Origin of the sequence: Streptomyces ferrugineus (genome assembly GCF_015160855.1) — a bacterium.
Lineage (GTDB): Bacteria > Actinomycetota > Actinomycetes > Streptomycetales > Streptomycetaceae > Streptomyces > Streptomyces ferrugineus.
In genome coordinates this window covers 3,867,982-3,880,650 of the sequence record NZ_CP063373.1, presented here as the reverse complement: position 1 = coordinate 3,880,650, position 12,669 = coordinate 3,867,982, and the positions used below count along the sequence as shown (strand labels likewise).

The 12,669-nt window shown below is 68.1% G+C and carries 8 protein-coding genes; all 8 read right to left on the bottom strand.

Annotation, left to right across the window (positions count from 1 at the left end; all coding sequences use genetic code 11):
- Positions 1 to 12: 12 nt before the first annotated feature.
- Positions 13 to 549, bottom strand: a complete 537-nt coding sequence (locus IM697_RS17695; RefSeq protein WP_194048650.1) for a phage baseplate assembly protein V — start codon at positions 547 to 549, stop codon at positions 13 to 15.
- 72 nt (positions 550 to 621) lie between these two features.
- Complete coding sequence (locus IM697_RS17690) at positions 622 to 1,761, bottom strand: hypothetical protein (protein ID WP_194048649.1); 1,140 nt, start codon at positions 1,759 to 1,761, stop codon at positions 622 to 624.
- Positions 1,754 to 2,125: a LysM peptidoglycan-binding domain-containing protein gene (locus IM697_RS17685; RefSeq protein WP_194048648.1), complete on the bottom strand. Its 372-nt coding sequence runs from the start codon at positions 2,123 to 2,125 to the stop codon at positions 1,754 to 1,756. The genes IM697_RS17690 and IM697_RS17685 overlap by 8 nt, the downstream gene beginning before the upstream one ends.
- A gap of 12 nt (positions 2,126 to 2,137) precedes the next feature.
- Positions 2,138 to 2,824 carry a hypothetical protein gene (locus IM697_RS17680; protein ID WP_194048647.1) on the bottom strand — a complete coding sequence of 229 codons (687 nt, stop codon included), beginning with the start codon at positions 2,822 to 2,824 and terminating at the stop codon, positions 2,138 to 2,140.
- 37 nt (positions 2,825 to 2,861) lie between these two features.
- Complete coding sequence (locus IM697_RS17675) at positions 2,862 to 3,575, bottom strand: hypothetical protein (RefSeq protein WP_194048646.1); 714 nt, start codon at positions 3,573 to 3,575, stop codon at positions 2,862 to 2,864.
- 29 nt (positions 3,576 to 3,604) lie between these two features.
- Positions 3,605 to 10,348 carry an eCIS core domain-containing protein gene (locus IM697_RS17670; RefSeq protein WP_194048645.1) on the bottom strand — a complete coding sequence of 2,248 codons (6,744 nt, stop codon included), beginning with the start codon at positions 10,346 to 10,348 and terminating at the stop codon, positions 3,605 to 3,607.
- Positions 10,345 to 10,665, bottom strand: a complete 321-nt coding sequence (locus tag IM697_RS17665) for a hypothetical protein (RefSeq protein ID WP_194048644.1) — start codon at positions 10,663 to 10,665, stop codon at positions 10,345 to 10,347. Before IM697_RS17665 ends, IM697_RS17670 begins: the two co-directional genes overlap by 4 nt.
- On the bottom strand, positions 10,656 to 12,653 hold the full coding sequence (locus IM697_RS17660; protein WP_194048643.1) for an ATP-binding protein: 1,998 nt from the start codon (positions 12,651 to 12,653) through the stop codon (positions 10,656 to 10,658). The genes IM697_RS17665 and IM697_RS17660 overlap by 10 nt, the downstream gene beginning before the upstream one ends.
- Positions 12,654 to 12,669: the final 16 nt, after the last annotated feature.

The following is a 12,669-nucleotide window of genomic DNA, read 5'->3' as shown; positions in this document are numbered from 1 at the left end:
CTTCCCCCGTTCCTATCGCTTGGACGCGATGGTCAACTGGCCCTCGTTCACGTCCACTTGGTTTCCGCGCAGGATGACCTCCGCGCCGAGGCCGTTGGAGATCACGATGGTTTCCTTGGTGATGCGGATGTACGCCCCGCCCTGGGCCTGCAGCAGGATCCCCTGATCGGGGCCCGCCGGGTCGCTCATCACGATCTTGTGCGCCTCGGGTGTCTGCACCACGACGGGCTTGGCCTGCGAGGCCGGCTGCACGAGGCGGCGGGCATCCGGCGGCAGCTCGCCCTCCTCCCCGTACCAGCAGCCCGTCCACACCGGGAAGCTGGGATCGCCCTGCTCGAACTCGACCCACACACCGGCGCCGGGTGCCGGCACCACGAACTGGCCCGCCTGCGGCCCGGTGAACGGAAGACAGGGCAGCGCCCAGGTCGACGGCTCATCCCCCAGGACGTCGGGTACCTCGACGGTGATCCGGCCGATGTGCAGCGGATCGTTGTTGTCCACGACTCGGCCGCGGAACTTGCCGAGGTAGCGATTGCTGGGTGCCGCCATGTGAACTGCTCCTGGTCTGTGGGGCTTGGCGTGGTGGTGCTGGTGCCGGGTGCTGGTGAGGGTCGGTGGGTGTCAGGGCCTGACGTGGGAACTGCGCGCTTCGAGCCCCTCCCGCGACAGCGTGAAGTTCTGCTGGAAGGACCCCGGCCGCAGGATGTGCGTGACGGACTTGACGTAGTAGTCGCCGTCGTACGTACGGCCCGAGCCGCGCACGCCGACCAGTTGACGCGGCTGCAGGATGTAGCCGTGCCGGTTCACGTCGAGCGAGCCGGACCCGGAGACGACGTCCGCGGACACGGCCGCACGCGCGAGGAGTTCGGCCTCGGCCTGTTCGCGCTGGTGCTTGGCGGTGCCGGAGAGGGTCTTGCGCTTGAGGGCCGGGGTGGGGCGCTTGCCGAGCGGTGGGCGCAGCGGGCTGATCGGTGGCTGGGGCAGGAGGGTGGACTGCCGGGTTCCGGGGTCCTGCCAACGGGCCTGCGGCTCCTCGCGGGCCGTCCCGTCGTACGCGAACGTCAGCTGGTCCACGGTCGAGTTGGCGTCCATGTTGACGTTGAGGGCGTGCTGGCGGATGCCGAGGCGCACTTCGGGTCCCCAACGGGCGGAGGACTGGCCCGGGTTGGGGCCCGGCTCCAGGTAGAACGTGTAGCCGTTCGCGCGGGCGAGGTCGTTGACGTACTGCAGGTCGGTGCTCGTCTGGTAGTGGACGCGGAGGTCCTGGTGCGGCGGCTGGCTCACCTTCTCGGTGTAGACGTCGGGCCGGATGCCGTAGTCGGAGTAGCGGCGCAGGATGGCCAGTACGCGCTGGGAGGGCGGGAGGTTCGGGTACCGGTCGGTGCGCTCCTCAAGGTCCATGAGCAGGGACAGGTCCTCGCCGGTGACGGTGAGTGTGGAGTGCCCCGGCTGGTTGCTGGCCCCGACCTCCTGGCGCACGACGAGCCCGTCGAAGAGCACTTCGGGGGTGCCGCGGACGGTGACGGTCACGATGAGCCGGGTCTTCGGGTCGAAGAAGCCCTCCGGCAGGAGGGTGCGGCTGATCAGCCCGTTCTTGGTGAGGTCGAAGGCGAGCTGGAAGCCGCTGCGCTCGCCCGCGGTGGCGGTGATCTGGGCGGAGAGCAACGCCTCGGCGACCTCCGCGGGCACGGGCTTGGCCAGCTTCGGCCCCATGTGCAGGGTGATGTGAACAGGGCCGCGCCCCACGGGCAGTTCAGCCACGCCGCACTCCCTGCGGGAAGTGTCCGGCGAGCGGGACCTCGATCTCCCGCCCCGGCTCGTCGGTCAGCTCCTGTGGGTCGAGGACCGGGTTGGCGTCGGCGATCTGCCACCACTGGCCGGGGTCGCCGAAATAGCGCTGCCCGAGCAGATCGGGCCGCTCACCGGTGCGGACGGCGTGTGTCCGGGTGCCGTCGCCGGCCTCCTCTAGCGGAGGCAGCAACCGCCGCTTGGTGTACCGGACTTCGGTCCCGTCCGGCATCCGGTGTACGCCTATGTCGGCATCGTGGTAACGGCTCGACCGGGGGTACGGGTGGGCCCCCGGTATCGCGTCCAACGCGTTCTCGTACGGTTCGATCTCAGCCATGGCGTTCGCTCCTCAGCCCCTTCCCACCCCGATGCCGCCGGAGCCGAGCCCCAGCGACCCGACCCCCGCGGTGCGCGCGGCAGCGGCGAGGCGTTCCTTCTGCGCGAGATGCGCGTAGTACAGCTCGGCACCCGGGTGCCCCAACGGCAGATCGCTCACGGTGAGCACCTTGAGCCCGATGCTGAGCGAGGCCCTGATCGGGTTGAGATTCACGTCGAAGGCGGACTCGTTGATGGACAGCTCGGTGAGCCGCACGGGCATCACCCGCTTGCTCCCCCAAGTGAACAGGGTGAGCGGCATCTCGATCGGAGAGATCTCGATGGTCCCCTTCTGCGACTGCCGGCTGGCCTCGCGCAGCTGCGTGGAGGTGGGCTGCACCAGCATCTCGAGAACGGCGAGCTGGGGGTGGATTCCGTCGGGAGCGGCGATCTCGAACTGGTCGGTCGCGTCGATCTCGGCGGTGAACTTCCAGGTTTCCTGAGCGGGCCCCTTGAGGCGGAGGGCCTCGTTTCTGTCCCCACTCCCACTGCCCCCGCCACCGGAATCACCGCTGCCTCCTGCGGACTGGGGCGAGAGGCTGCGTTCCAGGGTGTCCGGATTGAACTGGAGCACGATGATGCGTTGGGGGGTGCCGAGCTCGGGGTCGACCAGGACTATTCCGGAGCGGATGGGCTTGGGGATGTCGGCGTAGCGGGTCATGCGTTTCCTTTTCCTTCCTGGCGCTGGTTACCATCTCCTACCATGGTTTGATCTCCAGGCCTTCGGGGGGCAGATAAATGACCAGATCAACACCGGCCTGTTTCGCTGACTGGATGACTCTCCCGCTGAAAGTGGGAAACTTCTCGCGTGGATACACATTCCCGTTCACGGACTGGGCGGTCGAGTAGGCGATCCCGACCCGATTCAGCGTGTCCAGGTTGCGACGGGTCATTATGGAACGCCCATCACCTGACACGTCCCATCGGTCGCCATCGAAGCACTCAATGCTCAACGCAGCGGAAAGCTGTATAGGATCCGGGAGCTCGGGAGCGGAGCGGAGGAAGGACAGTTCGGCATATTGCTCGTAGCGGCCCCATATAACTTCTTGAGTGATGGGCGCGAGCAGTTCCAGCATCCTATTGTTGACGATAATTCTGAAGTCGTCCGGGTCCTTTGCCATCAGTGGAGCTGATTGCCGAGCCGCCTCTGCGGAAAGAAGACTCAAACCCAAGTGCCCCGCAAGATCTTCCACGATGTCGGTCGATGTCGCTTGGAACTCGTAGGTTGAGATAAAACTGATCGACCGGTTCTCCAGCCATTCTTTGATCGGACCCCGAGCGGCAGCTGGCACGTACCAATAGGATGGATTGTGGGGGTCTGGGCTGCGCGTTGCACCCTCGGCCAACAGGAAGGACGCGATGTCGCTCTGCCCCTTCGAGCCCTCTACGTAAAGGCCGTAGATCGTCTCCATTGGTGATCCCTTTCGATGCGCGGAGTGAGCTAAACCAGTTCCTGGAACGGACCACGGCCATCGTCGACAGTTTGAATGGTCAAGTTGAAGTCATCAAGACACCATCGACCCCACTTTTCATACAGCGATCTCGGCTTTCCGTCCAGATATTCCAGAACAGATTCTCCGTTGAAGATCCGACCATGGAAGAATCCGTGTCGAGGGTCTTCGAACCAGTCGACGAAGTTATTGTGGCGGTTTGTCTTCTTACGCTGATTCAGCATTCTCGGAGCGAGCGCCAAGTTCGCTACTGAATTCTGCCCTCCAGTCCTGCGCTCGTGGATGTGATGCCAGTCGTGGCCGGGCTCATTGTCGAACTCTCCGCGCTTCCGATAGTTGAGTGTCTGCCGGGCATGGTCATACCTCGGCCAGAGGGACAGACTGCGTATCGCGTCGAAGTCCTTTCCGAATTGATAATCCCACACCTTCTGCCAGAACTTGAGACTGCTATTCTTCTTCCATTCCGACGGGGCGCTCTTGTGGGGTATCCACTTACTGAGAGCTCCATCCTTCCCATGTCCGTAAAATGAGAATTTGGTTTTACCTACCTTTTCGACTATTCCGGTGTACTTGTTGCCGTTCTGGAACGCATGAAGCAGTTGATCCTTTTTGACCGGCGGTTCTTCCTTGGCCGGCGGATTGTCATGGTTGGTTGTGCCTGCTCCCTCTGCGCCCGGCTCCAGCTCACCTTCTTGGTCGTTCGGCCGTTCCTCATACTGAGGTTCGAAGGGTGTTGCGGGGCTGAGCCCGGCGTACAGCATCATTCGTGGAGAGCCCACGCCGTAAAGCCGCTTTAGGCGATAGTGCAGGCGAAGCCTTGTGAGCAGGGCACGAAATTCTCCGTCGGGCATGCCGTGCTTCGTGTTCCGTTTGATGATCGGCCTGATTCTGGCGACGATCAGGGCAAGTCGCTTCGACTTTTCTATGTCGGAGTTCTCTTCGTCGTCCCTGTCCTTCTTGGCCTTGTCGCTCTTCGGCCTGCCGGGTGTGTCGTCGTCCTTCTTTCCGTCCTTGTCGTCCCCCTTGTCCTTGTCCCCCTTGCCGTCAGGGTCCTTCTTGCTGCTGCCCCCGTCCTTGTCCTTGCTGCCGTTGTTGTCGGAGTCCTTCCTACTCGAGCCGTCTCCGTTCTTGTCCTTGTTACTGTCGGGATCCTTGTCCTTGTTACTGTTACTCTCCGTATCTTTCTTGCCCGAGCCGTCCGGATCGGTCTTGTCCTTGTCGGTTTCCGGCTTGGGCTTGGGCTGAGGCTTCGGTTTCGGCTTGGGGGTCGGGGTCGGCTTCGTGTCCGACTTGTCGCTGTCCGACTCCCGGTCCTTGTTCTTGGGGTTGCCGTTCTTGTCCTTGGTGGTAGGAGCGGTGGGCTTGGTGGAGTTGTTGCTGGGAGTCTTGTCGTTTCCTTCGTTCTTGTTGTTCTTATTGTTCTTGTTGATGGGCTTGGTGGACGTGCCCTGAGCGTCCTTGTCCGTCGGCTTGGTGGGGCCAGCCTGGTCCTTGGGCTTGGCGGGAGGGGCCTGGTCTTTCGGCTTGCCCGGACCTGCCTGATCCTTCGGCTTCGCCGGACCGTCCTGATCCTTCGGCTTGTCCGGTGTGGCCTCGGACTTCTTCCCGGGCGGCGTCGTTGACGTCTGCGTCATGGGGGGTGTCGTGGACGTCTGTGTCTTGGGAGGCGTCGACGTCGGCGCGCCCTTGTCGCCGCCCTTGTCGTCCCCGCCCTGCCCGTCCTTGCCCTTGTCCGTGCCGCCGGCCTTGTCCTTGCCCAGGTTCGCGGCCACGCCCTTCAGCCGCCTGCCCACCTTCGACACGTACTTGCCGATGCCGCTGAGGATCAGCTCGTAGGCCATTTCGAGCAGGACCACGATGCCCGCCGCTATCGCCTTCGCGAAGAGGACGCCCGCGCCGCCCTGGCGTACCGACTTCAGCCAGGTGATGACCGCGCCGATGGCCTTGAGGATCTCGCCCAGTGAGCCGATCGCCGCCTGGATGGCCTCCAGGATGGCCGCGCCCCAGCCGGCGCCGGGGATCAGCTTCGCGAGGACCTTTGTGATGACGATCTCGCCGATGATGAAGGGGAGTTGGGGGACGATCGCGTCCCACACCTCCTTGGCGATCTTCTCTAGGGTCCAGCCGCCCTTCATGAGCTTGTTCCAGACGGCTTCGGTCAGGCCGGTGATCTCCTTGACCTTGTCGTTGAACCACTGCTTCACGGCGCTCTTGACCTCGTTGAAGAGGTGGTTCTTCGCACCGTCGAACGCGGAGTTCTTCGCGCCGCTCAGCCATCCGCCGGGATCGGAGAGGATGTCGACCAGGATCATCATGAACTCGCCGAAGGCGGCGATGAACTTCGTCGCGAAGTCGAGGACCGCCTTGAGGGCGTCCTTGCAGGCCTTCAGGACGTCGAGGAGCATCTTCTTCAGGACGTTCAGGATGTCGCTGAGAAGCTTCGCGATGGACTCCAGCAGATCCTTCATGATCTGCTTCAGCATCGCGGCGAGCTTGTTGACGAGCGCGAGCGCCGCGTTGATCAGGTCCGTGATGAACTTGCGTATGCGGCGGGCGATCTCGATGACCGCTTCCACCAAGGACACGACGAACTCGATCAGGTCCTCGATGAACTGCTTGATCATCTCGACGATGCCCTCGCGGGCCGCGTTGATCCAGCCCTCGACCGTCTCCTTGAAGTTCTTCAGCGCCTCGACGATCGCTTCACGGGCGTCCTTGATGATCTGGACGACCTTGTCCCGCAGCTCGATGAACTTCTCTTTGATCCATTCGAGCGTCTTGGACAGCCAGCCCTTGGAGTCGTTGACGTTCTCGTCTTTTTTCTTCTCCGCGTCCTCCTCGGCCTTGTCGCCCTTGTCCTTGACCTCCTTGTCGCTGGTCTCCTTCTGCTTGCCGACGTCCTTGTCGGTGTCCTCCTCTTCCTTCTTGACGTCGTCGCGGACCTTCTTCTCACGGTCGGACTTCTTCGTGCCGAGCTTCTTGAGCTCTTCGTCCTGCTCCTTGGTCCAGTCGGAGCGCTGCTTGTCGACGTCCGTCAGGACGCCCTCGCGCTTGCCCGTCTGCTCCTTGGTGTTGGACTGGACTTCCTTGTCGACCTGCCGCTTGTGCTTCTCCTGGGACGTGCGGGTGTCCTGGTTCTTCTTCTCCCGGCCCTTGCCCATGTCCTGGCGGCCGTCGCTGAGCGCCTTCTTGAACTGCGGCTTGCGCTCGTGCTCGGCCACTTCCGAGGCCGCCTCGGGAGGTACGGCACCGGTGCCCGCACCGCCACCGCCGACGCGCGCCTTGCCGCCCTGCTCGGCCGGCACCTTCCCTTCGAGCCGTTCCTTCGGCGCGTCCGGATAGACCTGGTCCTCGCCCATCTTGCGACCGGCGTCGTCGGCGCCGGTCTCGGCGGCCTCCTGGCTCTTGTCGTCGGTGTTGCCGCCCTGCTCCGTGGCCTTGTCGTCGGCCTGGCCCTTCATGTCGACGCCCGGCGCGGTGCCGTTCTGCGCCTCCTTCATGGCCTCGTCCTTGGTGGGCATCCCGGCGAACTGCGCGGCCAGGTCCTCCGCCGTCACATCGAAGCCGAGCCAGTCGCCGATCCCACCGATGGCGTAACCGACCATCATCCCGACCTGGTCGAAGAAGTCGGGCTCCTCCATCTCCTCGGCCTCGATCTTGCCCTCAGGCTTCTTCTCGCCCTTGACCTCGGCCTTCTCGTCCTTGGCGTCCTCGGCGCGCTGGGCCTTGTCCTGGTTGTACTGCGCGGCTTCCTCGGCGTCCGGCTTGCCGTGCAGGGTCCGCGGCGCGCCGGAGGGGCGGTCCATGGCGGGCGGCTTGGCCGCCAGTTGCTTGTGTTCCTTGCCGACGTCCTTGTCGACGGCGCCGCCGACACTGTCCATCGCCTCGACGGCCTGGTGCGGCTTGAGGTTCGACGCGGTGGAAAGGCCCTCCTCAGGGGAGACACCGGAGAGGTCCGGCGCCGCCTTGGACGCCTTCTTCCCCTTGGCGGCGGAGCCCTTGCCCCCGCCCCTGGAGCTGCTCTTCGAGGCCGCCCCGCCACCGCCGCCGCCACCGCGTGCCGCCGCAGGAGCGGGCCGTGAGCCGGATTCGCCCCCGGCGTCGGCCTTGGTCTCCGCCCTGCTCTCCGGTTGCGGAGCCCGCTCCTGCGGCTTCTCCGTGCGCGGTTCCTGCGCCCTCGGGCTCGGCTTCTCCGTACGGGCAGAGGAGCGGGACTCCGTAGGCGAGGCTGAGCCTCCGGTGTCCGAGGAATGGGAAGGGGAAGAGGAAGAGGAAGAGGTGGCTCCACCGGAAGGCGGGCTGGAAGTCGAGCCGGAGGACGGGGTCGCCCCGGTTTCGGCCGAGCTCTCGGAGTCGGTCGTCCGGGCGCCGGACGCGGAGCCGTCCGAAGTGCCGCTGCCACCCTGCTCCTTGGGCCCCTTCGACTCCTGCGGACCGGGGGACTCCTCGGCCTTCGACGCTCCCGTGGCGCCCTCGTCGGAGGCCGCCTTCTCGCCCTCGGCACCCTTCTTTGCCGTGTCCGACGGGGACGCGGTGGCCGAGGTGTCGGAGCGGGCCTGCGCGGAGCCCTTCTCGCCGCCGCCCGAGGACTTGTCGCCGGGGCCGCCCGCGGCGGGCGTGCCCTTCTCCTCCTTGGCGGCCTGCTCCGCCGTATCGCCGCCCGTCTCCTTCGAACGGTCCTTGGCCTCCTGGACGTTGGCCTCGGCCGCGGCCGGGCCCGCCTTGGGGTCGTCGCCCTGCTTGGGGTCCTTGGAGGCGACGCCCGGGGCGGGCTTCGGCTCGTTCTTCTCCTCGGGGTCGAGCTCGCTCTCCGTACGACGCGACTGCTCCGCCGCCTCCTCCTCGGCGCCCGGCACGGGCGGGGAGTCGTCGGTGCCCGGGTCTTCCTTCTCCGCCGCCGCCTCGCGCTCGGCGTCCTCCGCGTCCTCCTGCTCGCGCTGCGCCCGGACCTTGTCGGCCCTGGTCGGCGGCGGGGCGGGAAAGGTGGGGGTGGGCGGGGCGGAGTTCGCGGCGGACTCATCGATCTGGTCGGAGGTCGGAACGTTCGACACATCGAGGTCCTGCTCGGGAAGGAAGTCCTCCGGCCTGAGTTTGATGTCCCAGGCGCTCTCCTCCCCGCCACCGACCTCCACCTCGGAGTCACCGCCCTGGCCGGCGGACTCCTCCTGTTCCTCCTCGCCCTCCTGGTCCTGGGCGCGGGCCCCGTCCAGCGTGCTCGTGCGGCCGGGGAACCCCTGGTCCTTGCCGGCCTCCGTGGGAATGCCCTCGTCGCGGCCCGGCTCGTCCCGCTTGGCCGCCTCGGCAGCGGCCGCGCTCTCGCGGGCCTTGGCGGCGGCCTCGTCCTCGGCGCGCGGGCCCGCCGCCTCCTCCTGGCCGGCTTCCTCCTTGGCCTTCTCCTCGGCCTGCTTCGCCCCGGCCCGGTCGTCGTCCTTCCCGCCGCCCTGCTTCTCCTTGTCCTGCTGCTGCCCCTGCTGCCCCTGCCCCTGCTGTCCGCTCTGCTCGGCACCGGCGCCTGCCTTCTCGCCCTGCTTCCCGGCCGCCTGCGCCTGCGCACCGCCCGTCCCGCCGGCCCCGGCCTGCTGCTGTTCCGACTGCGCGGCGGGCGACATGGGCTGCTCGCCATCCCCCTTGGGGCTGGACGCGTCCCCACCCGTCCGCGGGTCGGACTTCTTCTCGTCCTCGGCCTTCCCGGCGTCCGCACCCGGAGTGCCGCCCTGCGGCACGGTGCCGGCGGTGTTCTCCGGCGTACTGCCCGCGGCGGGAGCGGTGTCCCTCGCCCCGGTCCCGTCCACGGACTGCTTCTCGGGGCCGGGCGCGGGCCCCGTCCGCTCGGCGCGCCGCTGTTCCTCCTGGGCGGCTTCCTGCTCCTTCTCCCGCTCCGCGTGTACGTCCTCGGCGGTGTCCTCCTCGACCTCCGGTGCGAGCAGGCCGCGCTGTCGGGCGGTGGCCTCGCTCTCCGCCCGGCCGTCCTCGTCGATCTCCGTGACCAGGTCCACCACGAAGTCGTGCTCGGAGGTGAGCAGCCGGTGCTCCAGGCGGTCCAGTACGCGCTCCTGAAGCTCCTCCGAGAGCGGGGCCAGGGCGGCGCGGACGCGCTGCGTGCTGTCCGTCGGGTCGGTGCGCAGCGACCGGACGACCGTGTTGGCGAGGCGGTCGACCAGCGTGGCGGGGTCGAGGTGCTCGAGCCGATTGCGGTCGGCGTGGACGGTGGTGTACCGCATCCACGCCGGGGTGTGGGCCTCCGGGGCGATCTCGGGTACTTGCTCACCGCGCGCCACGGCCTGGGCGGTGTCCTCGGCGGCGCGCTCGGCCGCCTCGTGCGGCGCGCTGACCTGGCCCAGATCGCGGCCCGCCGTCAACGGGCCGCTGGTGAAGGGCTGTTGGATGGTGTGCAGCAGCTCATGGGCGAGCAGGGCGCGGCCCTGCTCCGTGCCCGGCTGGTACTGGCCCTCGCCGAAGAAGATGTCCCGGCCCACCGCCACCGCGTCCGCGCCCAGCATGCCGGTGAGGGCGGCCGCGTCGCGGTCGGTGTGCAGGCGTACGGAGCCCAGGTCGTGGCCGAGCTGCTCCTCCAGCTCCCGGCGCACACCGGCGTCCAGCGGCTGTCCGGCCCCGCTGACGATGTTCTTCGGCTCGGGTGCGCGGTTCTTCGCCGCGCGCTCCTTGCGTTTGCGGCGGCGGTCGGCGGCGGCCTGCTCGGCCGCCTGGGAGTCCTGAGCGGCGGAGGTCGTCATCGCGTCACCTCCCCACGGCCCGAGAGCCCCGCGTGCACGGCGCGGGCCAGCTCCTGGCCGAGGCGGCGCGCGGACAACCCGGCGGGCATCGGGGGCAGTCCCGACAGCTCGTCCACCGTCACGGCGCCGTCCGCGGCGAGCGGCACCCCGTGTTCCCGTACGAGACGGGTCAACTCCCGCTCGAACGACGCCGATACGCGGCCGGGGTCCACGGACGGGCCGAAGCCGTCCAGGACCAGCTCGCCGATGTCGACGCGGATCTCGCGCGGCTCGGGACGACCGGCCGGGCTCTGCCGATGTGGCCCGTTCACACCCATCCGCGGACCTCCGTCGGCGTCAAGGGGCGTTCCAGCTTGGCGTATTCGGTGCGGGCCGCAGCGAGCATGTGCCGCATCTGCAGCCGGTCGTTCTCCTCGGCGGCGAGGAACGCGCCGGACAGGGCGATGTTGCGGATCGAGCCGCCCGCGACGGTCAGTTGGGCGAGCAGCTGCGGATCGATGTCCTTGACCGGGGCCTGCGGCGGCAGCACCCGCCGCCAGATCTCCGCGCGCTCGTGCTCGGCCGGGAACGGGAAGTCGACGACGAAGCGGATACGGCGCATGAAGGCCGTGTCCAGGGCCTTCTTCATGTTGGTGGTGAGGATGGCGAGGCCCCGGTAGGCCTCCATCCGCATCAGCAGATAGCTGACCTCGAGGTTGGCGTACCGGTCATGGCTGTCCTTCACCTCGCTGCGCTTGCCGAACAGCGCGTCGGCCTCGTCGAAGAGCAGGAGCGCGCCGCCGCGTTCGGCGGCGTCGAAGACCCTGCGGAGGTTCTTCTCCGTCTCGCCGATGTACTTGCTGACCACCTGCGACAGGTCGATGATGAACAGGTCCAGGCCCAGTTCCTTGGCCATGACCTCGGCTGCCAGGGTCTTGCCCGTGCCGGAGCCGCCCGCGAACAGGGCCGTGACGCCGAGGCCGCGCCGCAGCGTCGCCGCGAACCCCCACTCCTGGTGGACGGTGGCCCGCTGCCGCACATGCGCGACGATCTCCCGCAGCACGCTCGTCTGCCGCTCGTGCAGGACGAGATCGTCCCAGCCTGCCTCGGGCTCGATACGGCGGCCCAGTTCGTCCATCCCGATCCGGGCCTCGTTCAGTCCGGCCCGCCAGGCGAGTCCGGCGGCGTCGAGCTCGTCCTCGCCGGGCAGATCACGGCGTACGGCGGCCGCGGCGGACCGTACGACGTGCGGCGGCAGCTGGAACTGTGCGATCAGCGAGCGCAGTTCACCCTCCCCGATGTCGACGACGTCCCGGAACGCGCCCTCCCACAGGCCGAGTTGCTCCTCGTCGTCCAGGCGCGGCACGGTCACCCGCTCGCCGTGCGGCCGGTCCGACTGCCGCGGATCGCCGCTGGACACGACGACGGGAACGGCGGCCCCGGTCAGGAACGCCTCGGTGGCCGCCTGCTGGTCACGGTCGAGCTCGGCGACCTCCACGAGCAGCGCGGCGGGCAGCAGGATCGCCTCGCGCTGCCACAGTCGGGCGAGCAGGTCGCGCTCCGCCGCGTCGGTGGGGATGTCCTCGGCGCTCATCGCGTACAGCCCGAGCCCGGACCGCGCGGCCGCCGCGGCGGCGATCTCGGCCCGGCTCTGCAGATCGCCGCCGACCACCTCGACGAGCAGCGGCGCGTCCGGGCGCGCGGCGGTGGTCCAGCCGGCGGCGACCCGGTTCGCGGCCAGGTCGTACGACGGCGGCAGTTCCTCCGGCACCGGGGTTCGGCGCAACTGGCCGTGCAACCGGGCGTCCAGGTAGGGCGAGCCGAGCAGGAAGTGCAGGATGCGTTCGTCGAGCCGCAGCCGGGACAGGGTGAGGCGTGACGCGTCGTCCAGTTCCACGACGCGCCAGCGCCGCAGCGGTGCCACGGGGGTGAGGGCGCTCCAGTGCGGTTCGGCGAGGGCGGCCAGGGCGAGCGAGAAGGTGGGGTACGCCCGCTCCGGGTCACCGCTGGCGGCGGCGCACCGGGCGGCGGTCGTGGGGTCCAGTTCGTAGGCGGCGGTGAGGAGGACGACGTCGCGTTCGAAGGCCGTGAGACCGAAGCAGGTGACGAGCGCGTCGAGGGGCGCGGTCGCGGGGGCCGCCGGGTCCTGCACGTGGTCCACGGCCGTGTCACGGTCGCGGGAGCCGTCCTCGGGCCGCGCTGCCGTGCCCGGTGTGGCCACGCGCGCCGCGTGGGCGTCGACACGGGCCAGGACGCGCCGGATCTCCGCGGTCAGCGTCGGGCTGCCGCCCGGTGCGTTCGCGGTGCCCGTCCGCTGCGTCCCCATGTCCTCGCCTTCCCCC